Origin of the sequence: Blastomonas aquatica, from assembly GCF_014639875.1 — a bacterium.
In the GTDB taxonomy this organism is placed as follows: Bacteria; Pseudomonadota; Alphaproteobacteria; order Sphingomonadales; family Sphingomonadaceae; genus Blastomonas; species Blastomonas aquatica.
Window position 1 is genome coordinate 21,881 of the sequence record NZ_BMGD01000007.1, and the last position, 26,078, is coordinate 47,958.

21 protein-coding genes, 1 tRNA gene and 1 other annotated feature are annotated in these 26,078 nt (G+C 62.8%); of the genes, 13 read left to right on the top strand and 9 right to left on the bottom strand.

From position 1 onward, the window contains the following. Positions 1–2: 2 nt before the first annotated feature. Positions 3–1,550, top strand: a complete 1,548-nt coding sequence (rpoN, locus tag IEW00_RS16410) for an RNA polymerase factor sigma-54 (RefSeq protein ID WP_188515512.1) — start codon at positions 3–5, stop codon at positions 1,548–1,550. A gap of 25 nt (positions 1,551–1,575) precedes the next feature. On the opposite strand, the gene IEW00_RS16415 is transcribed toward rpoN, so the two are convergent. Together IEW00_RS16415 and IEW00_RS16420 are read right to left on the bottom strand one after the other, a co-directional pair. Beyond that, a complete protein-coding gene (locus tag IEW00_RS16415) occupies positions 1,576–2,211 on the bottom strand; it encodes an LON peptidase substrate-binding domain-containing protein (RefSeq protein ID WP_229737101.1) in 636 nt (211 codons plus the stop codon). Then, on the bottom strand, positions 2,208–3,116 hold the full coding sequence (locus IEW00_RS16420) for a tetratricopeptide repeat protein (protein WP_188515513.1): 909 nt from the start codon (positions 3,114–3,116) through the stop codon (positions 2,208–2,210). Before IEW00_RS16420 ends, IEW00_RS16415 begins: the two co-directional genes overlap by 4 nt. A gap of 240 nt (positions 3,117–3,356) precedes the next feature. Between IEW00_RS16420 and IEW00_RS16425 the strand changes: the two genes are divergently transcribed. From IEW00_RS16425 to IEW00_RS16435, 3 genes are all read left to right on the top strand, one after another. Beyond that, a tRNA-Gly gene (locus IEW00_RS16425) sits at positions 3,357–3,431 on the top strand. Positions 3,432–3,569: 138 nt separating this feature from the next. Beyond that, positions 3,570–3,623 (top strand) — a sequence feature (sul1 is cis-regulatory element that is thought to sense ions involved in sulfur or methionine metabolism; They are found in Alphaproteobacteria). A 100-nt stretch (positions 3,624–3,723) separates the two neighbouring features. Then, the gene (locus IEW00_RS16430; RefSeq protein WP_188515514.1) at positions 3,724–5,208 is read left to right on the top strand and encodes a SulP family inorganic anion transporter; all 1,485 of its coding nucleotides are present in this window, start codon (positions 3,724–3,726) and stop codon (positions 5,206–5,208) included. Between the two features lie 13 nt (positions 5,209–5,221). Continuing rightward, positions 5,222–6,079, top strand: coding sequence for a universal stress protein (locus tag IEW00_RS16435; protein ID WP_188515515.1), 858 nt, complete (start codon positions 5,222–5,224; stop codon positions 6,077–6,079). 720 nt (positions 6,080–6,799) lie between these two features. Here IEW00_RS16435 and IEW00_RS16440 read toward each other — a convergent pair. Continuing rightward, entirely contained in the window at positions 6,800–7,984 is a 1,185-nt protein-coding gene (locus IEW00_RS16440; protein ID WP_188515516.1) for an acyl-CoA dehydrogenase, read from the bottom strand. A gap of 92 nt (positions 7,985–8,076) precedes the next feature. On the opposite strand from IEW00_RS16440, the gene IEW00_RS16445 reads away from it, so the two are divergent. Further along, positions 8,077–8,970, top strand: a complete 894-nt coding sequence (locus IEW00_RS16445; RefSeq protein WP_229737102.1) for a LysR family transcriptional regulator — start codon at positions 8,077–8,079, stop codon at positions 8,968–8,970. 18 nt (positions 8,971–8,988) lie between these two features. Here IEW00_RS16445 and purU read toward each other — a convergent pair whose 3' ends face one another. From purU to IEW00_RS17555, 6 genes are all read right to left on the bottom strand, one after another. Then, entirely contained in the window at positions 8,989–9,846 is an 858-nt protein-coding gene (gene purU / locus IEW00_RS16450) for a formyltetrahydrofolate deformylase (RefSeq protein WP_188515518.1), read from the bottom strand. A 138-nt stretch (positions 9,847–9,984) separates the two neighbouring features. Then, complete coding sequence (locus IEW00_RS16455; protein ID WP_373282664.1) at positions 9,985–10,668, bottom strand: hypothetical protein; 684 nt, start codon at positions 10,666–10,668, stop codon at positions 9,985–9,987. Continuing rightward, the gene (locus IEW00_RS16460; RefSeq protein WP_188515519.1) at positions 10,665–11,675 is read right to left on the bottom strand and encodes a sterol desaturase family protein; all 1,011 of its coding nucleotides are present in this window, start codon (positions 11,673–11,675) and stop codon (positions 10,665–10,667) included. Before IEW00_RS16460 ends, IEW00_RS16455 begins: the two co-directional genes overlap by 4 nt. A gap of 155 nt (positions 11,676–11,830) precedes the next feature. After that, positions 11,831–12,757, bottom strand: coding sequence for an MBL fold metallo-hydrolase (locus IEW00_RS16465; protein WP_188515520.1), 927 nt, complete (start codon positions 12,755–12,757; stop codon positions 11,831–11,833). 10 nt (positions 12,758–12,767) lie between these two features. Next, positions 12,768–15,206 carry a TonB-dependent receptor gene (locus tag IEW00_RS16470; RefSeq protein ID WP_188515521.1) on the bottom strand — a complete coding sequence of 813 codons (2,439 nt, stop codon included), beginning with the start codon at positions 15,204–15,206 and terminating at the stop codon, positions 12,768–12,770. Between the two features lie 80 nt (positions 15,207–15,286). After that, the gene (locus IEW00_RS17555) at positions 15,287–15,514 is read right to left on the bottom strand and encodes a hypothetical protein (RefSeq protein ID WP_229737103.1); all 228 of its coding nucleotides are present in this window, start codon (positions 15,512–15,514) and stop codon (positions 15,287–15,289) included. A 479-nt stretch (positions 15,515–15,993) separates the two neighbouring features. On the opposite strand from IEW00_RS17555, the gene IEW00_RS16480 reads away from it, so the two are divergent. From IEW00_RS16480 to atzF, 8 genes are read left to right on the top strand one after another with little or no spacing between them, the layout of a single operon-like run. Beyond that, positions 15,994–17,076, top strand: a complete 1,083-nt coding sequence (locus IEW00_RS16480) for a putative urea ABC transporter substrate-binding protein (protein ID WP_188515523.1) — start codon at positions 15,994–15,996, stop codon at positions 17,074–17,076. Between the two features lie 32 nt (positions 17,077–17,108). Next, positions 17,109–17,924 carry an ABC transporter permease gene (locus IEW00_RS16485; RefSeq protein WP_188515524.1) on the top strand — a complete coding sequence of 272 codons (816 nt, stop codon included), beginning with the start codon at positions 17,109–17,111 and terminating at the stop codon, positions 17,922–17,924. Between the two features lie 5 nt (positions 17,925–17,929). Then, entirely contained in the window at positions 17,930–18,757 is an 828-nt protein-coding gene (locus IEW00_RS16490) for an ABC transporter ATP-binding protein (protein ID WP_229737104.1), read from the top strand. A gap of 1 nt (position 18,758) precedes the next feature. Further along, positions 18,759–19,232 (top strand): CopG family ribbon-helix-helix protein, encoded by a 474-nt coding sequence (locus IEW00_RS16495; protein ID WP_188515526.1) that lies wholly within the window; start codon positions 18,759–18,761, stop codon positions 19,230–19,232. Further along, positions 19,229–20,053 carry an urea amidolyase associated protein UAAP1 gene (locus IEW00_RS16500; RefSeq protein WP_188515527.1) on the top strand — a complete coding sequence of 275 codons (825 nt, stop codon included), beginning with the start codon at positions 19,229–19,231 and terminating at the stop codon, positions 20,051–20,053. The genes IEW00_RS16495 and IEW00_RS16500 overlap by 4 nt, the downstream gene beginning before the upstream one ends. An 18-nt stretch (positions 20,054–20,071) precedes the next feature. Continuing rightward, on the top strand, positions 20,072–20,707 hold the full coding sequence (locus IEW00_RS16505) for an urea amidolyase associated protein UAAP2 (protein ID WP_188515528.1): 636 nt from the start codon (positions 20,072–20,074) through the stop codon (positions 20,705–20,707). Next, the gene (gene uca / locus IEW00_RS16510) at positions 20,704–24,297 is read left to right on the top strand and encodes an urea carboxylase (protein ID WP_188515529.1); all 3,594 of its coding nucleotides are present in this window, start codon (positions 20,704–20,706) and stop codon (positions 24,295–24,297) included. Before IEW00_RS16505 ends, uca begins: the two co-directional genes overlap by 4 nt. Then, entirely contained in the window at positions 24,294–26,063 is a 1,770-nt protein-coding gene (atzF, locus tag IEW00_RS16515) for an allophanate hydrolase (RefSeq protein ID WP_188515530.1), read from the top strand. The genes uca and atzF overlap by 4 nt, the downstream gene beginning before the upstream one ends. The last annotated feature ends 15 nt before the right edge of the window (positions 26,064–26,078 follow it).

Here is a 26,078-nt window from a genome sequence, read left to right on the forward strand (position 1 = left end):
TGATGGCGCTCGGCCCGCGCCTTGACCTGAGGCAGAGCCAATCGCTGGTGATGACGCCTCAGCTGCAGCAGGCGATCCGCTTGCTGGCGCTGTCCAATATCGAAATCGAAGCGTTTATCGGCGAGGAGCTTGAGCGCAACCCGCTGCTCGAACTGGGCGGCGAGGACACCGGCGGCGATCTCGCATCCAGCGGTGTCGATGCAGCGTTCGATGCACCTGCGGCCCCCACCGGTGATGGCGATCCTGTCGGCAGCGACGAGCTGATCGGAGCTGGGATGGGCGAAGTCGACCGTCCGCTCGATATCGACATGAGCAGCGAGGTGTTTCACCACGATAGTGCCAGCGATTGCCCCGACCGGGTGCCGGGCGAGGCCAGCGGCGGGCTCGACGGCGCGCTGTCGCTCAACGAAATCGTCACGGGTGGCGGCGCGGACAGCGATGGTTGGGAGGATTCGCTCGAATACGACCTGACGTTGCGCGAGCACCTGCACGCACAAGCGGGCATGGCGATGTCTGGGACGACATTGTTCATTGGCCGCCATCTGATCGAACTGATCGATGAGAACGGCTATCTGCGTGGCGACCTGCTGCAGGTTTCGCATCAACTGGGCGTGGCGCTTGCCGAGGTCGAGGCCGCGCTCGCCGCGATCCACACGCTTGAGCCGACAGGCGTCGGCGCGCGCGATCTGGCCGAATGCCTGGCGCTGCAGGCGCGCGAGGCGGACCGCTATGATCCGTGCATGGCACGGCTGATCGATAATCTCGAGCTGCTGGCGCGCGGCGCCTTGCCGCAGCTCAAGCGGATGTGCCGGGTCGATGACGATGATCTTGCCGACATGATCGCCGAGCTGCGCCAATACGATCCCAAGCCTGGCAGCCGCTTTGGCGGATCGAGCGTCGAATCTGTGGTCCCCGATTTGTTCGTGCTCGAGCGCGAGGGCAAATGGATAATCGAGATCAACAGCGCGACTCTGCCGCGGCTGCTGGTCAACCGCTCCTATCACGTCTCCCTGAGCGGCGGGCGGCACGATGCCAAATCCAAGGCTTGGCTCAGCGATTGCCTTGCCGAGGCGAACTGGCTGGTCAAGGCGCTCGACCAGCGCCAGCGCACGATCATCAAGGTGGCGAGCGAGATCGTCAAGCAGCAGGAAGGCTTCTTCCGCCACGGTGTCACCCAGCTGCGCCCGCTGACGCTGCGCAGCGTCGCCGATGCGATCGAAATGCACGAATCCACCGTCAGCCGGGTGACCAGCCACAAATATCTGAGTTGCGCGCGAGGCCTGTTCGAGCTCAAATACTTCTTTACCAGCGCGATCCAGGCAACCGACGGGGGCGATGCCGTTTCCGCCTCTGCGGTGAAGAGCCACATCAAGACGCTGATCGACGAGGAGGATGGCAAGAACATCCTCTCCGATGATCAATTGGTCGATCTGCTCAAGGAACGCGGCTTCGACATCGCGCGGCGCACGGTAGCGAAATACCGCGAAGCGCTGGGACTGGGCTCATCGGTCCAACGCCGACGCCAGAAGAAGCTGCAAGGCGCGCGATAGCCTCCCCCATGCGGGGGGTAGGGTACTACTGCAGCGTCACGCGCGGATCATCGCTGTCGCGCCGACCGAAGAACTGCATCAACTGTACCAGAAGGTCCGCGCGCGTGGTCAGGCCATCGGCTTCGAGCAGCGCCTGCTTGGCGGCCGCATCGAACGGCGCAATCTGAGCGATGCCGTTGACCAGCGAGCGGTCGTCGAGCCGCGCAACCGAATCCCAGTCGACGCTATAGCCCTGCGCATTGGCAAAGCGCTGTGCTTCGCGTTCCAGGCTGGCGCGCTCGACGCTCGACAGCGCCTGATCGTCGTCGTTCTCGTTGATCAATTCAGCCTCGATCTGGCGAAAGGCAGTCGTCACATCCAGCTCGCGCAACACGCGGAACCGGGCGAAACCTTCAAGCACCAGATTGTAACGGCCATCGTCAAGCGCCTCGACATCGACGATCCGCCCGACACAGCCCATATCGAACAACGCCGGAGGTTCGCCCGGCCCACGCGGCTGGATCATGCCGATCTGCCGGTCGCGTGCCATCGCATCGCTGACCAATGCGCGGTAGCGTGGCTCGAAGATATGCAGCGGAACCTGCAGCCCGGGGAACAGGATCACACCGGTCAGCGGGAAAATCGAGATGCGCTGCGCGACCATGGCGGGCTTGCCTGTCATCCGAACAACGCTGCCGACAGCTTGCGCCGCGTCGCCGAGACCCAGGGGTCTTCCAGGCCGACCGCCTCGAAAATCTGCAGCAGCCGCGCACGCGCCGCCCCCTCGTTCCATTCCTTGTCCGCCTTGACGATTGCGAGCAGATGGTCTGCTGCCTCGTCGCGCTCGCCACCGGCAAACAGCGCGACCGCAAGGTCAAACCGTGCGGCATGATCATCCGGCGCGGCATTGGCAGCAGCGCGAAGTCCCGCGATCTCGCCGTCATCGGCCTTGTCGGCGACCAGTGCGATCGCCGCCTTGGCGCGGTCGAGCCCGGTATCTTCTGTAATCTCTGGCGGCAGATCGGCGAGCAGCGCCTGCGCTTCGGCCACCTTGTCGGCGGCGACCAGCGCGCGCAGCAGGCCGGAGATCGCGGGCACGCTGTCGGGGACCATGTCGAGGATCTGCGCGAACATCGCCGCGGCCTGTTCGGCATCGCCTTCGGCCAGCACGTCTTCACCCATGGCGATCAGCGGCGTGATGTCGGGCGCGCCTTCGTCCTCGCCATCGCCAGCCTGGATCGGCAGCTTTTCGAGCAGCTGATCGAGGATGGTACCAAGCTGCGCCTCGGTGCGCGCGTTGGTAAGGTTGGCGACCGGCTGGCCCTGAAACATCGCATAGACGGTGGGGATCGACTGGATCTGGAACTGCGAGGCGATGAAGCGTTCCTCATCGACATTGACCTTGACCAGCATCACACCCTTGTCGGCGTAATCCGCAGCGACCTTTTCCAGCACCGGAGTCAGCGTCTTGCACGGTCCGCACCATTCCGCCCAGAAATCGAGGATCACCAGCTTGGTCATCGATGGTTCGACCACACTGGTCCGGAATGCCTCGACGGCTTTGTGTTCTTCGGTCGTCAAACCCATGCTGGCCAAGTCAAATGCTCCTGCTGTTGCACGCTGCTAACCCGAAAGTTGCGCGTCTGCGGGGTTTGCCCCCGCAAGATTGTGCTATCTTATCCGAGACCCCAAGATGGTGCGCAAGCAGCTTCTGCCAAGAGTGGAACAATGATTCCGCAGGAAATACACATTTGGGCTTGCCGGACCCAAAAGCCGGTGCTAACTGCGCGCCTCACCTGCTGGATCGCCCGTCGAACCAGCCGCCGAGCGGGCGTAGCTCAGGGGTAGAGCACAACCTTGCCAAGGTTGGGGTCGAGGGTTCGAATCCCTTCGCCCGCTCCAGTTTTCTCATGAATGAGAACCCTCGGGATCATCCCGAGCGCTGCCGAGGCCCAAGCTGATCGGCGTTCATCCCCAGCTGTACAGCGTTGTTCGCACTTGCAGCATCGGGTGATTTGATCTAACGCGAAAATCCTATCCGCCGGACTCGGTTCAGACGAGTGGCTCGGCCCGGCGCCTATCCCCGGGATAACCTTTTCCTCCCTTCCGACCGTCAGCATGGCCCCACGCGACCTCTAACCGAGGTCTTGCGTCAGCGGTGGTTGCGTCGTCTCGGTACAGTCTAAGGTCAACCATGTTCAATCTCGAAACTCTCAAGCGCGAATGGCTTTCAAACCCGCGCGATGACATCCTTGCCGGGATCGTCGTTGCGCTCGCGCTGATCCCTGAAGCCATCGGCTTTTCGATCATCGCCGGGGTCGATCCGCGCGTCGGGCTTTACGCATCGTTCTCGATCGCGGTGATCATCTCGCTGGTCGGCGGGCGTCCGGGGATGATCTCGGCGGCGACAGCGGCGATCGCGGTGCTGGTTCTGCCACTGGTCCGCGATTACGGTGTCGATTATCTGTTCGCAGCCACCATCCTGATGGGCATTGTGCAGATGATCGCAGGATTTCTGCGGCTCAACCTGCTGATGCAATATGTCTCGCGCTCGGTGATCACCGGCTTTGTCAACGCGTTGGCGATCCTGATCTTCATGGCGCAGTTGCCCGAGCTGATCGGCGTGCCGATGCTGACCTATGCTCTGGTGGCAGGTGGTCTGGCGATCATCTATCTCTTCCCGTATCTGACCAGGGCGGTGCCATCGCCGCTGGTGGCGATCGCTGTCATCACCGCTTTGGTGTTCTACACCGGCTTTGATGTCCGCACGGTGGGCGACATGGGCGAACTTCCGTCCTCACTGCCTGCATGGCTGATCCCCGATGTGCCGTTCACGCTGGAAACGCTGCAGATCATCCTGCCGTATTCGCTCACCATGGCCGCGGTCGGCCTGCTCGAATCGATGATGACCGCACAGATCGTCGATGATCTGACTGATACCCCGTCCGACAAGCAGCGCGAGATGAAAGGGCAGGGCATCGCCAACTTCTTTACCGGGTTCCTGGGCGGCATGGGCGGCTGCGCGATGATCGGCCAGTCGGTGATCAACGTGAAATCGGGTGGCCTGACCCGGCTGTCGACCTTCATTGCGGGCTCGTTCCTGTTGTTCCTGATTCTCGTGCTCGGCTCGCTGGTTGCGATCATCCCGATGGCGGCCTTGGTCGCGGTGATGATCATGGTCTCGATCGGCACCTTCTCCTGGGCGTCGATCCGCGACATCCGTCACCACCCGTGGCAGTCGTCGGTGGTGATGGTGGTCACCGTGGTCATCGTGGTGTGGACGCATGACCTGGCGCAGGGCGTGCTGGCAGGCGTGATCCTCTCGGGGCTGTTCTTTGCCAGCAAGGTCAAGCGTATGTTCACCGTGCAGTCCGAGCTTTCGGCCGATGGCCGCGCACGCCGATACAGTGTGTCGGGGCAGGTGTTCTTCGCCTCATCGGATAGCTTCGTCGAAGCGTTCGACTTCAAGGAGGTGCTCGACCGGGTCGAAATCGATGTCAGCGGCGCGCACTTCTGGGATATCTCTGCGGTCGGAACGCTCGACAAGGCGATTTTGAAGTTCCGCCGCGAAGGCACCGACGTCAAGGTAGTCGGGCTCAACGAGGCCAGCGCCTCGATGATCGATCGCTATGCCATCCACGACAAGCCGGGTGCGCAAGCGCAACCCGGCGGCCATTGAGAGGGGCTAGACCATGGAACACGTCCTCGCCTGTATCGATGCATCGCGCTATGCCGATAGCGTCTGCGATCTTGCTGCCTGGGCATCCCGGCGGCTGGCCATGCCGGTCGAACTGCTTCATGTCGTCCAGCGCAGCGATGCGGTGGCAAAGCGTGGCGATCGATCCGGGGCAATCGGACTGGGCGTCAAGTCCAGCCTGATGGAAGAGCTGGTCTCGCTCGAGGCGGCCGATGCCAAGCTCAAGGTGGAACGCGGGCGCCAGTTGCTCGCTGCCGGTGAAGCGCGCCTGCGCGATGGCGGGGCGTTCGATGTCCGCACGCTGCATCGGCATGGCGGCATTGTCGAAACGATCCTTGAGCGAGAAGACGGTGCGCGGGTTGTCGTCATCGGCAAGCGCGGGGCATCGCATGAATATGCCAGCGGCCATATCGGCTCAAAGCTCGAGCGTGTCGTCCGTGCCAGCGCCAAGCCAGTGCTGGTGGCGTCGCGCGATTATGCCGAGCCGCAGCGGATCGTGTTTGCCTATGACGCCAGCCCCGCAGCCGAACGCGCGCTGGGGCGGTTGATCGAATCTCCCCTGTTCAGCGCAATGCCGATCACGATCGTGATGGCCGACACCAATGCCGATGGCGCCGCGCATCGCCGCGCGCTGGACGATGCCGCATCGCGGATCGGTGCCGAGCGCCAGGTCACCACGATGCTCGAGCGCGGCAAGCCCGAAGCGGTGATCGCCAAGGTAGTCGAACAGACCCCGGGCGCGATGCTGGTGATGGGGGCCTATGGCCATTCGCCGATCCGAACGTTGATCGTCGGCAGCACCACCACGACGATGATCCGCACCGTCCATGTGCCGGTGCTGCTCGTCCGGTAGATTCGGGCAACGCCCACATTCGAAATTTAATTGTATTGAGACAACCGGATATGACATGGCTGATCTGGACGCGTCAAAGGCCCGCATAATCGACGCCTGTCAAAGGACGCTGCCAGACAACCACTGAAGCAAGACGCGGCAGAATGGTCAGCCTGACGGTCATATCCGAACGGCAACTATCCCCTCGATTTTGCCGGATCCCGACATTCTTTCGCCGGCCCCTTAGCGGACATGGCCCGTCACGCATTGGGAACGGCCCCTCTTGTCGGCCAGCCATTGTCGATATAGTTTGGGCGCATGCGTTTCCGAAGACCGCCAGCGCCGCCGTCGCGCGCCCTTGAAGTCATTCCCCTTGGTTTTGGCGTTCTTGGTTTAGTCGGGATGTTTATCTTCCTCGTGGACGCAGTCTTCAGAGGCCTGATTACATGGTCTGATGTGCCATATTATCAGACTGGCGTGCTAATCGGATGCTTACCGATGTTTGCGATAAGCTATGTGCTTCGTCGAATGAGGCTCAAAAAAGCATTTGAGCTGCGCGAGTATCAGCGCACGTTGGCGAAGCTAGCCGAGCACGCCTGAAGGCAGCATTCCACCCAATTGTCGTCATGCGCGCAGTCTCCGAACCTCCCCGAAAGCAGGCATCACCCCGAGCCACAGAAAACTGCGGTGCTTGGTTGCCTGATTCATGCGACGCGCTTGTAAGTCCCGGCTGGACGGCGTTCAGAACGCCGCCAGGCCGGTGATCGCGCGCCCTAGGATCAGCGCATGCACATCATGCGTGCCTTCATAGGTGTTGACCGTTTCCAGGTTGATCATGTGGCGGATCACCCCGTATTCGGATGAGATACCGTTGCCGCCGTGCATGTCGCGCGCCATCCGGGCGATATCGAGCGCCTTGCCGACATTGTTGCGCTTGATCATCGAGATCATCTCGGGGGCAAAGCCTTCGCCATCCATCAGTCGGCCGACGCGCAGCGCCGCGTGCAGCCCCAGCGTGATGTCGGTGGCCATGTCGGCGAGCTTTTTCTGGAACAGCTGCGTCGCAGCCAATGGCCGACCGAACTGGATCCGATCGAGGCCATATTGCCGCGCGGCGGCATAGCAGAATTCGGCCGCGCCCATCGCCCCCCAGGAGATGCCGTACCGCGCGCGGTTGAGGCAGCCGAACGGACCCTTCAGCCCCTCGACATTGGGCAGCAGTGCGCTCTCAGGAACGATCACGTCGTCCATTGCGATCATCCCGGTGATCGAGGCGCGCAGCGAAAGCTTGCCCTTGATCTGCGGTGCGGACAGCCCGGCCATTCCCTTCTCCAGCACGAAGCCGCGAATCGCGCCGCCATGCGCATCGGACTTGGCCCAGATCACGAAGACATCGGCGATCGGCGCGTTGCTGATCCAGGTCTTGCTGCCGTTGATCCGGTAGCCGCCATCGATTTTCTCGGCGCGGGTGCGCATGCCGCCGGGGTCCGATCCGGCATCGGGCTCGGTCAGGCCGAAGCAACCGATCAGCTCGCCACTCGCCAGACCGGGCAGATACCGCATTCTTTGCTCTTCGGACCCGTATTCGAAGATCGGGAACATCACGAGGCTCGACTGCACGCTCATCATCGAGCGATAGCCCGAATCCACCCGTTCGATCTCACGCGCGACGAGGCCATAAGAGACATAGGATGCGTTCGCGCCGCCATATTGCTCGGGCAGCGTGATCCCCAGCAGCCCCTGACGGCCCATCTCGCGGAAGATCTCGGGATCGGTCTGCTCGTTCTCATAGGCTTCGAGCACGCGCGGCTGCAGCCGGTCCTGGGCAAAGGCGCGCGCGGCCTGCGCGATCATCCGCTCGTCGTCGTCGAGCGCCTGATCCAGCATCAGCGCATCTTCCCAGTCAAATCGCGTCATCACGGCCACGGCAAATCTCCTTTGCAGCCTATCTGTCGCGCGGCTATCATTGCAACAATATCGTATAATCGAACCTTCAATCGCTTTTCGGAATGAAACTGATGCTCGATCCCCGCTCTCTGGAGGCGTTTTTGCTGGTGGTCGGTGAAGGCGGATTCCTGCGCGCCGCCGACCGACTCGGGTGCACGCAATCGGTGATCAGCAAGCGGATCCAGCGGCTCGAGGATCAACTGGGCACGCCGTTGCTGCGGCGGGGCGGCAAGCGATCGGTCGAGCTGACCCGTGCCGGGCAGCTGTTTCTGCCCCAGGCCCGGCAGGCGCTCGAGGCGATCGAGCGCGCCGAGCGTTCGGGCAGGCGCTTTGCTACGGGCGATGCCGGGCCGATCCGGATCGGCTATGTGTTTTCGGCTGCGCTCAACGGCGTGCTGCCCCGGCTGGTGGGGGCACTGACCCGGACCTGCCCCGATGCCGAACTGCAGCTCGAGCCGATGGACACGCCCTCGCAGCTCGAGGCAATTGCCCAGCGGCGGCTCGACATCGCGCTGGTGCGGCCAAGGCCAAGCTATCCCGCGGGCACCGAGGCGTTCTGTGTGCACAGCGAAGGAATGCTGCTGGCGATGGCGACAACCCACCGGCTGGCGGAGCTGAACCAGGTCGAGATGGAGCAGCTAGTCGAAGAGACCTTCATCGTGCCGCAGTTCCACGAAGATGTCGGGCTGATCGACGGCATCCGCGAAATGGCGCGGCAGGTGGGCACACCGATCCGGTCGATCGTCCGCGCGCGCGACTTCATCTCGGCGGCGACATTGGCTGCGGCGGGCGCAGGGGTGATCCTCGCGCCCGAATCGTTGACCCGGCTGGATCTGGATGGCCTGACGTTTCGGCCCATTGCCCGCCAGCACCAGCAACTGGACCTGATGCTGGTGATCAACGAGGATGTTCCCGATGCGCCGCGCCGGGTGGCCGAAGGCTTCAGGCCGCCGGCCCGATCCTGAGCCAGCGTGGCCCGGTGATCAGGCCTTGAACACCACCGTGCGGCTGCCGTTGCGGAACACGCGTCCCTGCAAATGATGGCGCACCGCGTTCGCCAGCACCCTGCGTTCGATGTCGCGGCCTTTGCGGACGAGATCTTCGGGGCTGTCCGAATGGCTGACCGCCTCGACATCCTGATGGATGATCGGCCCTTCATCGAGGTCCTCGGTGACATAGTGCGCGGTCGCACCGATCATCTTGACACCGCGCTCCCAGGCCTGGTGATAGGGCTTGGCGCCCTTGAAACCCGGCAGGAACGAATGGTGGATGTTGATGCAGCGGCCCGAAAGGTACGCTGAAAGATCATCCGACAGGATTTGCATATACCGCGCCAGCACCACCAGATCGGCCCCGGTCTGCTCGACGATCGCCTTGATCTGCGCTTCCTGCTGCGGCTTGGTGTCTTTGCTGATCGGCAGATGGTAAAACGGAATGTCGCCAATCAGCGAGGATACCGGGCTTTCCAGCGGGTGGTTGGAGATGATGCCGACCGGGTCCATCTGTATCTCGCCGATGCGGTAGCGATACAGCAGATCGGCCAGGCAATGATCGAACTTGCTGACCAGGATCAGCACCTTTTGCAGGGTATCGGTCGGGCGCAGGTCCCATTCCATTGCGTCCGGCTGCGCCAGGGCTGCAAAATCGCGGTGCGCCTGCGAAAAGCTCTCCGGATCGGCGAGGTCGAACTCGACCCGCATGAAAAACCGGTCATTGGGCTTGTCGTTGAACTGCTGGGCATCGACGATGTTGCCCCCGTTTTTCCAGATGATCGCGGTAACATCCGCGACCAGGCCGGTGCGATCGGTGCAGTTGATTGTCAGTACAAATGTCTGGCCCATGATCTGTCCGTGCCGTGAAAGGTGCCGGGTGTACGTATCAACACCGCGCGGGTTTTCAACGCACAATATAGATCAGGAAAAATCGACAGCCGGGCGCACAAGCGCAGATACCGGCGGCCGACCGCAGGAGGTCCAGGGCTAAGGCGTCTGCAGGCTGCGCCGGAACACGTTTTTGATCAGCCGGTCTTCAAGCAGCCGTCCCACGACATACAGCGCGGCAAACAGCGCGGCGAAGACATAGGCTGCGGTCGGCGAATGCTTGTCGTCCTTCTTCTCCGACTTGTCGTCCTTCTTGGGTTTTTCAGGGGCAGGCGCGCCCAGGAACTCGTCGATTGGATTGAGCTTGCGGACGACCTCTTTCTTCTCGTCCTTCTTGTCTTTCTCCGCCGCCTCGGTCGCAGGCGCCGTCATCATTCCGACGGCGACGATCAGTTGCCCGAAGGCGAGGAACAGAAACGGCGCCAGAAAGCAGAACAGCAACGCACGGCTGGCCATGCGATACCGCAACACGGGCCCGTCGGCGCTCTGTTCGACCTGCAGGACACCGACATCGAAGATCGACATCTTGTCCTGCGCGGCCTGGTCCTTCTTGGCGAAGGAGAGCGCATCGCCGGTCCGCTCATAGGTGGTGCCGGGCTGATCGAACAGCGGATCAAGCCTGCTGAACGCCTCATCGCTCGACTGACCGGGTGCCAGCGGAACGCTTCCCCGGATGTTCCAGATCCAGTCAATGAAACGCAGGTTCAATCCGGACTTAGCCGAGCGGGCGGGAGCGTCGCGAAGGGCAGGGACATCGCCCATGGTCGGGGTCCGGTCGATCACTCTGCCGGTACCGTGTCTTGCTCGGCGAATTGTCCCTTGGCCCGGCGCGATCTGCCAAGGCGTTCCTTCGTCGTTTTCCAGCCTTCGGTGAACGGGAACAGCATCTGCTCGCGGATTGACATGCGGCGGCCGCCCTCCATGCCCAGCAGTTCGGCTTCGCCATCGATGCAAGTGCCGAAGATGCGGTCGATGAAGATGAAGTTGGCGGCATAGTTGCTGCGGGTCGCTTCAAAATCCTGCGAATGGTGCAGGCTGTGATGCTCGGTGGTGTTGAACAGGAAGCGCCACCAGGCAGGCGTGTTGAACCGCACGTTGATGTGCTGATAGATGCCGATCGACATCCCCATCGCGCCTGCCAGCAGTGCTGCACGCGGCAGGAAATCGAAGAAGCCGCCAATGCCGATTCCGATCAGCAGCAGTTCGATCGGGTTGCCGACCGCGCCCTTGTTGATGTTCAGCTGGGTGATGTAGTGGTGGACCGAATGGGTCAGCCACAGCGGGTAGAAATTGTGCATCCCGCGATGCATCCAGTATTGGCCGAAGTCGAAAATGAACAGGATCAGGAACGCCTGCACCAGCAAGGGCATGCTGGTGAACCAAGCGAACTTTTCCCAGTCATAGCTGTTGCGGACCGCCTCGATCACCACATCGGCGCCGATATGGTTTTCCACGAGGCCCAGCACCGTATAGCCCAGCCCGACATAGAACAGGTCGGTGACCAGTTCCTTCCAGGTCAGCCGCCAGCTGGCATAGCGCGGGTTGACCCATTCGAGCGCGAGCAGCAGCAGCTTGAAGGCGATGCCGATGCCGATCGCGGTCGATGCCTTGGCGATCGAATTGGGCGCGTAATACCAGAACAGGATCAGCGCAAACAGCACTGCAGGCTGGAAGTAGGTGAAAATGAACTGCTTGACCGGACCACCTTCCACCCGGGGAATGTTCTCCCACCCGATGGTCACGGGCGACTGCGTGCCCACCAGCCGGTTACCTACACGAACTCCGTCCATATATTTGTACTCGCGATGTGACCCTGCGCATCGCCGGATAACCGGCACGTCAAAGGGTTCGGGATGACAAATTCAATCGAGATACCGTCGTAAAATCCGCCCCATCACGCCAGATGGCAATCCGGTATAGACCCCATAGATTTGGTCTATGTGGGTCACTCGGCACGGGCCGCCACCGGCATGATGATGAAGTGATCGTGCACTTGGCCCTGCTCGGGCACATCGAGCCTGGCCTTGAGGCCCGAGCGCAGTTCGGCGATCGCGCTGGCGGGGAGCTCGAGCGGGTGCTCGTTCGGATGGCTGGCTGCTTCGTGCGGGTAATCCTGGCCCGGGGTCCGGGTCATTTCGATATGCGCGCCGAGCACCGCACGGATTGGGTGCCTGGCCGCGAACGCTGCCAGCCGGTCGATGCTGGCGCGGTTGTCGCTGAGGAAATTGACCGGGACATACAGTCGCCCGGGATACAGCGTATCGCCCAACAGCAGGATCTTCAGCCGTGGATCATAGACCATGATCGCCGCCGCCTGGTGTCCCGGTGTCGGCAGGATAGCGAGCTTGCGACCGCCCAGATCATACGTGGCGGTGCTCCCGGGCCATGGCTGTATGCTGAAAAAGCGCGCGACGTCTGCGGGATTCAATCCCACGACGATGGTATCGGGCCGATCGCGAAACGCCGCGTCGCCTGCGATATGATCGCCATGGCTATGGCTGTGCGCGACCACCAGGGGGATGCTCGTGCGATTGTTGGCGGCCAGCCAATCGGCGATCACGCGATCGACGGCAGGCCTGATCTGGCCATCGTCCGCGCCGCTGTCGATCAGCAGGGCTCTGTCGCGCCCGAACAGCAGATAGACGAACGGCGCCTCGAAATTGGTCTTCACCGATTGCCGGATGACGAAGGTATCGGCGTCGAGCGACTGCGCCTGGGTGGCTGGCTCTGCGCCGTTGGTGCCGTCTATCCAGCGTTCGGCGAACAGCGCGGGCAGGGCAGTGGTTTTGGCAGCCGCCAGTGGAGTACCGGGCAGGCACCCCACCAGCAGAACTGCTGCAACCAGTTTGATCGAAGGCTTCAGGTTCGACATTGCCGCGCGGTCAGTATCTGACCCGCGCCTCGATACCGACCACCCGCGGGGTCAGCACCGATTGCCCATAATAACGCGAGATAACGCCGCCATTGACGAAGCCGAAGCGGCTGCGATCGTTGCTGATACCGGTGACGGCATATTCGTTGGTGATGTTGTTGGCGAACAGAGACACCTCGTAGGTCTCACCCATCCGGTAGGTAATGGCGGCGCGGTGTGTCAAATAATCAGGCAGCGTCTCTCCGAACCCGCGATTGCCGACGCGGCTGAAAATGTTGCCGGTATAGGTCGATGTCCAGTTGAAGTTGATTTCCCCATTTTCGCCCACCGGCGTCCGATAATCGGCTGCAAGCGATCCGCTATGCTTGGCCGAACCCGGCAGACGGTCACCATCGAACACACCGACGCGAACGAACTTTGGCCGGACGCTCGCAACCTGGCTGTTGCGGATCTGCAGCAGGCTGGGCACGTCGGATGTCAGTTGCGCGTCCAGATAGGAGTAATTTCCGCGCAATGAGAATTCCGGGGTGATCTGTGCGCTGAACGAGTAGTCGAGCCCGCGGTTGCGCGCGGTCCCGCCGTTGGTGAGAATGCCGATACCGCCAAATTGCGTGGCGCTGGCCAACTGGATACCATCCCAGTTGACCTGGAATACCGACACATTCATGTTCAGCCTGTTTTCAAAGAAAGCAGTACGAATACCGAGTTCAAAATTCTCCGTTTCATCGGAATCATAGAACAATTCCTCCGGCAGCGCGCAAAGGTTTTGCTGATTGAGATTGAGCGGTAACACACACGGTTCCGCGCCAGTATTGACCCCGCCGATCCGATAGCCTGTGCTATAAGTCAGGTAAACCAAAGTACTGTCACCGAACTTGTAGGAGGTATTGAGCTTATAGACAAGGCCAGTAGCACTTGTATCACCGGGGCTGAACGGAATATCGTCATCGCTTTCTACCGGCCCATCATAATAGGGCAGCGTAGAGCCACCGATGCGATCAAGATCATAGCCATAATAGCGCAGTCCGCCGGTGATCTGCCATTCCGGGGTTACCTTGAAGGTGACTTCCCCAAAAATGGCTTTTTCCTTGATAGTGCTGCGTCCAAACGACGCATATTCGTTATCGTCGGCATTGGGGATGACGCCAAATGCTATCCCCGTAGGCGAGGCAGCAAAGCCGGGGATGTATTCGCGATAGGTGTTTTTATTGCGCAGCTCGTTGTAGAAACCCCCCAGAACCCAGCTGAATGGCCCTCCGTGCGTGGATACCAGGCGCAGTTCTTGGTTAAACTGCTTGGAACGCGCGGTCGACCGCGTGAAACCGGTAAAGGCCGGGAAGCTTTCGTAACCGTAATCGAGATCAAGCAGCAGATCGGTCACATCGACGCCCCCGCTGTTCTTCGTCCAGGTGACACCGGTGGAGGAAACCAGTTCTGCAATGCCGCCTAGCTGTGCCTCGACTTCGAGGCTGAGCAGGTGGGCACGACGGGTTTGCGGTTCCAGTACGCGCCACGGCCCTTCATAGCGGCCTTCGCCGAGTACGCCGCCGCCATTGGCCTGACGGCCATCTGTACGCACTTCCTGGAAGGCATAAGTGAGATACGCCTTGAGGTCATCAAGCGTCAGGCCCAGCTGGTTTCGGGTGGTGAAGGTTTTGCCGAAGTTGACGTCCCGGTCACCCCGAAAATTGGCCGCACGCTGCGCATCGGTGCCCAGCGGGTTGGAAGCCGGACCGGGCTGTGGCAGCGAAACGCTGATCTGCTGGACTGTAAACGGATAATCGATGAAGCCGGGATCATAGAAATAGCCCGTGGCGCTGCGGAATGCCAGCCGGTCACTGATCAGCGGCAAGTTGATGGTGGCATCGACGACATATCCGACGTCCTTGCTCTGTTCCATGGCAAAGGCGCGGACGTGGGCATTGCCGGAGACTTTCGATGCGTCCGGCCGGCCAGGAATATAGCGGATTGCGCCGGCCAGAGTGCCAAGGCCGTAGAGCGTGCCTTGTGGCCCAAGCAGCACTTCAACCCGCTCCATGTCGATCAGCTTGAAATCGAAATAAAGCGGAACCTCGCCAAGATAGATACCGATGGCGTTGTTGCTGTTGTCGGCGAAGGTGCTGGAGTCATCGGCAGAAAGGCCGCGCATCACGATAGTACCAGCCCCACGGGGGCCAGTATCTGTGATGGTTATACCTGGCGTGAAGGCACCAAGGTCACGGATATCGTTAAGGCGCTGGCTCGCAATCTGCTCGGCACCGATTGCTGAAATGTTGATCGGAACATCCTGCAAAGACACAGCGCGTCGCGTCGCCGTCACGACAATAGTTTCTGCAGCCTGGGGGCTTTGGGCCTCGGTTGCTTCATCTTGTGCAAACGCCGGAGCGGTGCCGAAACCCATGAGCATGGTTGCGCCGAGCAGTGTGTTGCGAAACAGTTTCTTAGTCATTCCGACCCCCCTTATCTGGTGAGCCTTTCTTCGAACGACACCCTTTCCCCGTCGGGCGCATTGGCCCGTTGGCGCTCTGGCTAGGCCGGCACCTTGGCGGCCGGTTTCCGGCCATTTTGTTTGAAAGTTCCCTGTGCCCGGTCGCTGTTTGCGCCGGGATAATCAAAGCGATGCCCATCGGCTCCGCCGGCCTCGAGACCGTCTCGAATATCTGTCGTCAGTCCTGCGCCGACTGCCAGTTGCGCGTTGCCAAAAACCGGCAGCACATCGCCTGGCAGAACATGGGTGCAGGCCTGAATTCGATCCACGATCCCTCACTTCAGAACAATTGATCTTTCGTTTTGTGTCGTCGCAGCGACGATGTGCTTTACGGTATGGATATTACGCATTGCGTCAAGCGTAATAATATTGCGCTTGCTCAGTATGAACAAAAAGCATGCTGCAGTGCACAAAACTGCGGTTTTTCCGGCTATTTGCGACGCGATGAACTTCGTTGTGAAACGTGCGAACCCACTGCATTCATTATTCTGCCAGTGCCGCGACTCGAATCGCGTTCGGTCCATGCCGGTTGTGTCGATAGCGAATGCACGCAACTCAAAAGCCCCGTAAAACTCCAGCTATCGCAACGGTTGCGGTTATGGCGGCGGCGTTTGGCGCAAGCCATTGGTGCTGTTCCGGAGGAGGGCGGCGGCAACCATCGGTATTACACTTTCTGGTGTGGGTAATATTTTTTGATGGACAAGGATCGCAGTCAGAGTGATGCTGCACTGCGAAAGGGGATCGAATCATGATGAGGCTATTGGGCAAACTCGGCACTGCGGTGCTGATCGCAGGGTCTCTCATGCTGGCGGCCTGTTCCCAGGGCCCCGATCCCAAATCCGAACCGCGCACCGAATTCACTATCGGCTGGTCGATCTATGCCGGCTGGATGCCCTGGCCCTATGCGCAGCAGTCCGGGATCGTGAAGAAGTGGGCGGACAAATACGGCATCGAAATCAACCTGGTGCAGGTCAATGACTATGTCGAGTCGGTCAACCAGTACACCGCAGGCAAGTTCGACGGCGTCACCGTGACCAACATGGACGCGCTGACTATCCCGGCTGCGGGCGGCAAGGACACCACCGCGATCATCATCGGTGATTATTCTAACGGCAATGACGGCATCCTGCTCAAAGGCGCCAATTCGCTGGCCGCGATCAAGGGCCGCCAGGCGTATCTGGTCGAGCTTTCGGTCTCGCATTACCTGCTGGCGCGCGGGCTCGACAAGGCTGGGTTGAAATCCCCCGACGTCAAGACGATCAACACCTCCGATGCCGATATCGTGGCGGCCTTTGGCGCGCCCGATGTCAGCGCCGCTGTCGCGTGGAACCCACAGCTGTCGGTAATGAAAGCGGAAACGGGCGTGAACCTGGTGTTCAGCTCGGCCGACATTCCCGGTGAAATCCTCGACCTGATGGTGGTCGATACCGCCACGCTCAAGGCCAACCCCAACCTTGCCAAGGCCTTGGTCGGCATCTGGTACGAGACCGTGGCGCTGATGCAGCGTCAGGACGCCGAAGGTGCAGCCGCGCGCGCCGCGATGGCCAAATTGTCGGGTGCGACGCCTGAGATGTTCGACAGCCAGTTGGCCACGACCTTCCTGTATGCCGACCCCCAATCGGCGGTCGCCGCAGCCACCTCGCCGACCCTGATCGAGACGATGACCTTGGTGCGCGATTTCAGCTTTTCCAAGGGGCTGTTCAAGGGGGCGAGTTCGGCCGATGATGTCGGCATCGGCTTCCCCGGTGGCAAGACGCTGGGCGATCCGGGCCGGGTAACGCTGCGCTTCGACGACAGCTTCATGAAGCTCGCCGCCGACGGCAAGCTTTGATTGTCCGGACGGCGTAGCGAGAGACAATAGCCATGCGCTGGGTCAACCTCCACCTCAACCGCAGCCAGCGCATCCTGCTGGGCGCGCTGCCGATCGCGCTGCTGGTGCTGGTCTATCTGGTGATGGCGGCGCAGCGGCACGCCGACAACCCGATGGACAAGATCCTGCCGTTGCCCGGCGCCATGGTGCGCGCGATGTCTGCGCTGATGTTCCAGGCGGACCAGCTCACCGGGCAGATGGTGTTCTGGGTCGATACGCTCGCCAGCCTGCAGCGGCTCGGGCTGGGGCTGGGGATCGCGACGTTGACCGCTCTGATCGTCGGGCTGGTGCTCGGCGTGCTGCCCCCGGTGCGCGCGACCTTCGGTCCACTGGTGACCGGGATTGCGGTGATTCCCCCAATCGCGCTGCTGCCGATTCTGTTCATTGCTTTGGGGCTTGGCGAGACCGCCAAAGTCGCGCTGATCGTCATCGGCATCGCGCCCGTGATGGTGCGCGACATCGCCGCGCACGTCGCTGCTTTGCCGACCGAGCAGATCATCAAGGCGCAAACTTTGGGCGCAAGCTCGTGGCAGATCATGATCCGAGTCGCGTTGCCGCAGGCGATGCCACGGCTTTTGCAGACGGTGCGGCTGGCGCTCGGTCCGGCCTGGGTGTTCCTGATCTCGGCAGAGGCGATCGCCGCCGATGTCGGGCTGGGCTACCGCATCTTCCTTGTCCGCCGGTATCTCGCAATGGATGTGATCATACCTTATGTGGCATGGATCGCCTTGCTCGCCATTCTGATGGATGTCGCGCTCACCCAGACCAGCAAGCGCGCCTTCCCTTGGGCGCACGGGGCAAGCCATTGAGCGCGGTGGCCACCTCTATCCCTGGCCCTATCCCCGGCCCAATTCTCAGCCTGCAGAACGTGTGGGTCGAGTATGGCGACAAGATCGTGCTTGAAAAGGTCGATCTCGATATCGCGGCGGGGTCGTTCGTCTCGATCGTCGGGCCCTCGGGTGCGGGCAAGAGCAGCCTGCTGCGGATCATCCTGGGCCAGGAGCGCCCGACGCGCGGAAAGATCGAGCTCGACGGCGCACCGCTCGCGCCCGAATGCGGGCCCGATCGCGGCGTGGTGTTCCAGCGCTATTCGGTGTTCCCGCATCTGTCCGCTCTGGACAACACCGTGTTCGGGCTCGAGTGCGAACAGGCACCCTTGTCGGCGCGGCTGTTCGGTTCGGCCAAGCGCGCCGCTAAGGCGCAGGCGACCGAGATGCTCGCAGCGGTCGGCCTTGCTGATTCGATGCACCAGTTTCCCGCGCAGCTTTCGGGCGGAATGCAGCAGCGTCTGGCGATCGCGCAGGCGCTGATCAAGCGCCCGCGCATCCTGCTGCTCGATGAGCCGTTCGGCGCGCTCGATCCAGGCATCCGCGCCGATATGCACAAGCTGATCCTGTCGCTGTGGCGCGATTATCAGCTCACCATCATCATGGTGACGCACGATATCCGCGAAGCATTCACTTTGGGCACCCGGGTGCTGGCGCTCGACAAGCGCCGCCACGATCCGCACGCCCCGCACCGCTTTGGCGCGACGGCCGTCTACGACATCGCGTTGCGCAAGGACCCCGAGCCTGAACCGGAACCTGAGCAAACCTCTCAACCGCCATCCGAAGCCCCGCCCCAACTGCAAGAAAGTGCCTGACGTGAGCAGCGAACCCACCAGCCTTGCCCGTCTGTCGATGAGCCTGCCCGGCGAGCTGTTCCGGCAGCTCGACATGATGGTGGCAGAACGCGGTCTTCCGTCGCGATCGCAGCTGATCGCCGAGCTGATCCGCCATGCGCTCGCCGAGCACGAGGCGTACACCCGCCCCGACGAGATGCTCGCGGGCACCATCACCATCGTCTATCGCGGGGACCGCGGCCGGGTGCGACACCAGCTGGCGCAGACCCAAGCCGAGTACCTCAAGGAGGTGATCTCCTCGCAGCATGTCTTCCTCGAGGACGACCAGTCGCTCGAGGTGCTGCTGGTGCAGGGCCCCGCAGTGCGGCTCAAGGATCTGTGCGATGCGCTGCGCCGGGTGCGCGGGGTGCATCAGTTGCAGCTGGTCACCACCACCGCACTGCTGCCACCGCTCTATGAGCCCGATGCCAACCTAACCGAAGGAGCCGCCGCATGAGTGCTGTCCTTGCCGATCCCAACGCCGCCCGCGATCATGCCCGGTCGATGGCAGGCACCGTGGTCGAAGCGATGCCGGTGCTACCGCCAGCCGCCAGCGACCTGCCCGAGGGTGTCTCGTCCGACGATCTGGTGTGGGAGGAGACGATCGCAGCGGGCGGCTATGCCACGCGGCGGCTGGCGCGCGGCAGCCGGTTGCGGCTGATTGATACCAAGGGCGATGCCTGCGCCGCGCTGCTGCTGTTCAACGCCGAAATGCCGACCGAGCGGCTGAATGTTGCCGACACGGTCAAGGTCCAGTGGAACGCGTATCTGGGCGCGGGCAAGCTGCTGCTCTCGGACATGGGCCGGGTGGTGATGAGCATCCTTGAGGATGACGCTGGCACGCACGATGCCTTCTGCGGCACCTCCAACGCCGCGACCAACGCCGCGAAATATGGCGACGGCAGCAACAGCGGCCCGCATCCCAATGGCCGCGATCGCTTTCTGCTGGGTGTTGCCAAGCACGGCCTGCAGCGGCGCGATGTCCACCCGTGCATCAATCTTTTCAAAGGCGCGAAGATCGCCGCCGATGGCGCGATTGTGCCCGATGTGGGCCCGTTCGCGCCGGGCCGCAGCCTGACCTTGCGCGCCGAGATGGACGTGATCGTCGTCATAGCCAACGTGCCGCATGTGCTCGATCCGCGCGACACCTACACCGTCACCCCGCTGCGCGCGACCGCGTGGCGCGGGGCGGTGACGGCGCAGGACGACGCCATCCGCAACGCGACGCCCGAAGGCCAGCGCGCCTTTCTGAACGTCGAAGACTATTTCCGCCGCTGAAAGAAGGAGCCTGTTCCCATGAGCGTCGATCCCCATCTCGCCGGGCTCTCCGGCCCTGTCGTCCACGATATCATCGTGCCCGCGCGCGCACCATGGCTGCACCATATTGCCGCCGGGCAGACGCTGCGCATCGTCGATCTGGAAGGCAACCAGGCGGTCGATTTCCTGCTCTATGCCACCGCCGACGATGCCGAACGCTACAGCGCGCAGGACACGGTGGCGGCGCAGGGCAATCTGTTCCTGCGGCAGGGCACCGTGCTGCGCTCGAACGAGGGCCGCGCGATGATGACCATCGCCGCCACCTCGGTCGAATATCACGACACCATCGGCGGCGCCTGTTCGTGTGAGTCCAACACGCTGCGCTATGGCCACCACACCAAGTCCGAGCACGCGTGTGTCGAGAATTTCCTCGAGGCCAACCTGTGGGAAGGACGCGGCAAGCGTGACATCGTGCCCAACATCAACTTCTTCATGAACGTGCCGGTCGAAGCCGATGGCGCGCTGGGGATTGTCGATGGCATCTCCGCACCGGGCCTTACCGTAGACCTGCGCGCCGAGATGGACGTCACCGTGGTCGTCTCCAACTGCCCGCAGATCAACAACCCCTGCAACGGCTTCAACCCCACGCCCGTGCGCATGATCGTCACCGCATGAGCTTCGACACCGTCCTGATTGCCAACCGCGGCGCGATTGCAACCCGCATCATCCGCACCTTGCGCAAGATGGGGCTGCGCTCGGTCGCGGTCTATTCAGAAGCCGACGAGGATTCTCTTCACGTCGCCCAGGCCGATATGGCGGTGTGCATCGGCCCTGCGCGCGCGTCCGAGAGCTATCTCAACGTCGCCGCGATCCTCGAGGCCGCGCGTCAGACCGGTGCAGGCGCGATCCATCCGGGCTATGGCTTTCTGGCCGAGAACGCCGAGTTCGCCGAGGCTTGCGCCAAAGCAGGCATCGTTTTCATCGGCCCGACGCCCGAAAACATGCGCACCTTCGGGCTCAAGCACAGCGCGCGCGCGCTGGCGGCTGCGCACGGAATACCGCTCGCGCCGGGCACCGATCTCCTCACCGACGAGGACGAAGCCGCAAGCGCCGCACAGACCATCGGTTTCCCGGTCATGCTCAAGGCAACGGCGGGTGGCGGCGGAATCGGCATGCGGGTGTGTGAGGACGAAGCGGCGGTCCGCGAGGGCTTTGCCACCGTCGCGCGGCAGGGGCTGGGCAATTTTGGCGATGCCGGCGTGTTCCTCGAACGCTACATCCGCCGCGCCCGGCATATCGAGGTGCAGATCTTCGGCGATGGCGCTGGCCAGGTCGTGGCGCTGGGCGAGCGCGATTGTTCGCTGCAACGGCGCAACCAGAAGGTGGTCGAGGAAGCGCCTGCGCCGTTGCTGCCCGCCGATGTGCGCGCCGACCTGATCGCTTCGGCCATCCGGCTGGGCAAGGCGGCGAACTACCGCTCGGCAGGAACGGTCGAGTTCCTGTATGATTCCGAGCGCGAGGAGTTCTTCTTCCTCGAGATGAACACCCGGCTGCAGGTCGAACATGGCGTCACCGAGGAGGTGATGGGGATCGATCTGGTCGAGTGGATGGTGCGCGGCGGCGCGGGTGATTTCGGCTTTCTCAGCCATGCACCGTCGCAGTCCAAGGGCCGTTCGGTCCAGGTGCGGCTCTATGCCGAGGACCCGGCGCATGATTACCGCCCGACCTCCGGTACGCTGACTGCGGTCGATTTCCCAACCGATGTCCGTGCCGAAACCTGGGTGATGGCGGGCAGCACGGTCAGCGCCTGGTACGATCCGATGCTGGCAAAGCTGATTGTCCATGCTGACACGCGCGAACTGGCCGTCGCCGCGATGCAGGCCGCACTCGATGCCAGCCGCATCGACGGAATCGAAAGCAACCTGCGCTGGCTGCGCAATGTCGTTCGTTCACCGGAGTTCGTCAGCGGCGAGGTTTCGACCCGCGCACTCGATACCGTCGCATATCATCCGTTCAGCATCCAGGTGGTGAGCGGCGGTACCGCGACCACGGTGCAGGATTGGCCCGGAAGGCAGCGATTGTGGTCGGTCGGGGTCCCGCCCTCTGGGCCGATGGACGACCAGTCCTTTAGGCTGGGTAATCGGTTGTTGGGCAATCCGGAGGGCACCGCCGGGCTTGAGGTGACAATCACCGGACCGACTTTGATCTTCAACGCGGCGGCACGCATTTGCCTGACGGGTGCGGATTTCGGCGCAACGCTTGATGGCGCGCCGGTGGCGCGCGGCGAGCCCATCGCCATCGCGCCCGGTCAGACGCTGGCGCTGGGCCGGGCAACCGGTGGCGGGATGCGCGGCTATATTCTGCTCGCGGGCGGGCTCGACATCGCGCCGTACCTCGGCAGCCGCAGCACTTTCGAACTCGGCCAGTTCGGCGGCCACGCCGCGCGCCGCCTGCTCGCGGGCGATACGCTGCACCTGGGCGGCGAGGCTGAAAACGCGCCGCTGACAAGAGCGACGATGCCCGAGTTGTCGAACGACTGGTCGCTGCGCGTGCTCTATGGCCCGCACGGCGCACCCGATTTCTTCACCGATGAAGACGTTGCCACCTTCGTCGCCGCGCAGTGGCAGGTGCACTACAACTCGAATCGCACCGGGGTGCGGCTGATCGGTCCCAAGCCGGTCTGGGCACGCAAGGATGGTGGCGAAGCGGGGCTGCACCCCTCGAACATCCACGACAACCCCTACGCGATCGGTGCGGTCGACTTTACCGGCGACATGCCGATCATCCTCGGCCCCGATGGTCCCTCGCTGGGCGGCTTCGTCTGCCCGTTCGTGGTGATCGCAGCGGACCGTTGGAAGATCGGCCAGCTTTCGCCCGGCGACACTTTGCGCTTCGTGCCGGTCAACGCGCACGATGCGTTTGCTGCGGACAGCCTGCAACGCCGCCTGCTGGCAACCGGTGAATGCCATGGCGTGAGCCCGGCGCGGCCGATCGAAACGCTCTCGCCAATCCTCGGCGTAATCGCGGAAGGCCCGCAGCGCCCGCGCACCGTCTATCGCCAGCAGGGCGACCGCAACATTCTGGTCGAATATGGCCCCATCGTGCTCGATATCGAGCTGCGCATCCGCGTGCAGGCGCTGATGACCGAGCTCGAGCGGATGGCGCTGCCCGGTGTGATCGACATCGTGCCCGGGATCCGCTCGCTACAGTTCCATTTCGATGGCGCGACGATGACGCAGAGCATGGCGCTCGCCGCGCTTATGGCTGCCGAGGAACGGCTGGGTGACCTCGAAGATTTCACCATCCCCTCGCGCATCGTTCATCTGCCGCTGAGTTGGCGTGACCCAGCGATTTTGGAGACGATCGCAAAGTACATGGGCGCGGTGCGCGACGATGCGCCGTGGTGCCCCGACAACATCGAGTTCATCCGCCGGATCAATGGTCTGCCCGATGCGGCGGCGGTGGAGAACCTGATCTTCGAGGCGAACTACCTCGTGCTGGGCTTAGGCGATGTGTACCTGGGCGCGCCGGTGGCCACGCCGGTCGATCCGCGCCACCGGCTGGTCACCACCAAATACAACCCCGCGCGCACCTGGACCCCGCCCAATGTCGTCGGCATCGGCGGCGCGTATATGTGCATCTATGGCATGGAAGGGCCCGGCGGCTATCAGCTGTTCGGGCGGACGCTGCAGGTGTGGAACACCTATCGCCAGACCGACGCGTTCATCGAAGGCAAGCCATGGCTGTTGCGATTCTTCGACCAGATCCGCTTCTATCCGGTCAGCGCCGACGAGCTGACCGAATGGCGGCGCGACTTCCCGACCGGACGGCGCTCGATCCGCATCGAGCCCTCCGAGTTCCGGCTGGCCGATTATCGCGCGTTCCTGGCCGACAATGCCGAGGCGATCGCGGCATTCGAGCACACCCGCCAGGCCGCGTTCGATGGCGAGCGCGCCGACTGGCAGCGGCGCGGCGAGTTCGATCGCGCCGACCCTGCCGAGGCCGAAGCCGTTGAGAGCGGCGCGGTCGAAGTGCCCGATGGCGCCGATGTGATCGAAGCGCCCTTTGGCGGCAGCGTCTGGAAGATGCTGGTCGCGGTGGGGGACGAGGTGCAGGCAGGCGATGCGATCGCGATCATCGAAGCGATGAAGATGGAATGCCGCGTCGACAGTCCCGGCGCGGGCACGATCAGCGCGCTGTATGCGCAGGAGCGGCAGTCGGTGCAGCCCGGAGCGCCGATCCTCGCGTTGACGAGGCACGCATGAGCGCGATGACTCGCCGCAGCGCCTCCGCCATCGCGCATGCCGTGAATGGCCGGGCCACCAGCGCTGTTGCCATCGCCGAGGACACGCTGGCGCGGCTGGCGGCCTATGACGCGGTGCAGCCGCAGATCTGGATCAGCCGTGCTTCGCCCGAAGAGTTGATCGTCGCAGCGCGCGCGATCGATGCCAGGGTGGCGGCCGGCGAGGTGTTGCCGCTCGCAGGGGTGCCGTTTGCGGTGAAGGACAATATCGACGTTGCGGGGTTCGAGACGACTGCGGCGTGCCCTGCCTTCGCCTATCAGCCCAATGCCTCTGCAACCGTGGTCGATCGCCTGCTCGCCGCAGGCGCGTTGTGCGTCGGCAAGACCAATCTTGACCAGTTCGCCACTGGCCTGAACGGCACCCGCAGCCCTTATGGGAGCCCGCGCAACGCGTACAACCTCGCTTATGTCAGCGGCGGATCGAGTTCGGGATCGTCGAGTGCGGTGGCCGCGGGGTTGGTCGCCTTTGCGCTGGGAACCGATACCGCAGGATCGGGCCGGGTCCCCGCCGCCTTCCAGCATCTGATCGGATTCAAGCCCAGCAAGGGCCGCTGGAGCAATCGGGGCGTGGTGCCTGCCTGCCGCACGCTCGATTGCGTCACCGTCTTCACCGACGATACCAGGGATGCGCGGCTGATCGACAGCGTCGTGGCAGGCTTCGATGCGGCGGATGCCTATTCCAAACCGCTGGCCGAACGCCCGATCGCGCGCCGCACCATCGGCGTCCCTCGCCGCGACCAGCGGGTGTTCTTCGGCGATCTGGAATCCGAGTATCTCTACGACCGGGCGCTCGAGAAACTCTCCCAACTCGGCACGATCGTCGAGATCGACTATGCCCCGCTGCAGGAGGCCGCGCAGCTGCTGTATAGCGGCCCGTGGGTGGCCGAGCGGACCGCGGCTATCGCGGGTATCCTGGCCAGCAACCCACAAGCGATCGATCCCACGGTGCGCGAGGTCGTTGCGCCGGGCTCAGACATCAGCGCGGTCGAGCTGTTCAACGGCATCTACCGGCTCGCCGAGCTCAAGCGCCATGCCGATACGGTCTGGGAGAGCATCGACCTGATGGCCTTCCCGACCACGGGCACGACCTATCGCGTTGCCGAACTGGCCGCTGCACCGATCGCGCTCAACAGCGCGCTGGGGTTCTACACCAACTTCGTCAACCTGCTCGATATGGCCGCGCTTGCCATTCCGGCGGGCACCCGCGCCAACGCCACCGGCTTTGGCATCACCCTGATCGGCCCGGCGGACACCGACCACGCGTTGCTCGATGTCGCCGACGCCTATCTCGCCATCGCCGATCTTCCCCCGCCACCCCCGCTCGATCTGGAGGGCAAAATGCAGACCGTAAAACTCGCTGTTGTCGGCGCACATCTCAAGGACATGCCGCTGCACTGGCAGCTTACCTCGCGCGAGGCGAGCTTCGTCGGCGCGTTTCAGACCGCGCCCGAATACCGGCTTTATGCGATCGCCAACAGCACGCCGCCCAAGCCCGCACTGGTGCACAGCGCAGATGGTGCAGCCATTGCGGTCGAGGTCTACGAGATGGGCGTTGCCGAGTTTGGCAGCTTCGTCGTCGAAGTGCCACCTCCGCTCGCGATCGGCACGGTGACGCTCGCCGACGGGACCTCGGTCAAGGGCTTCGTTGCCGAACCGCGTGCGCTGACCGGGGCCGAGGACATCACCCATCTGGGGGGATGGCGCGCCTATATCGCGCAGATAACCTGATTATTCCGGCAAATA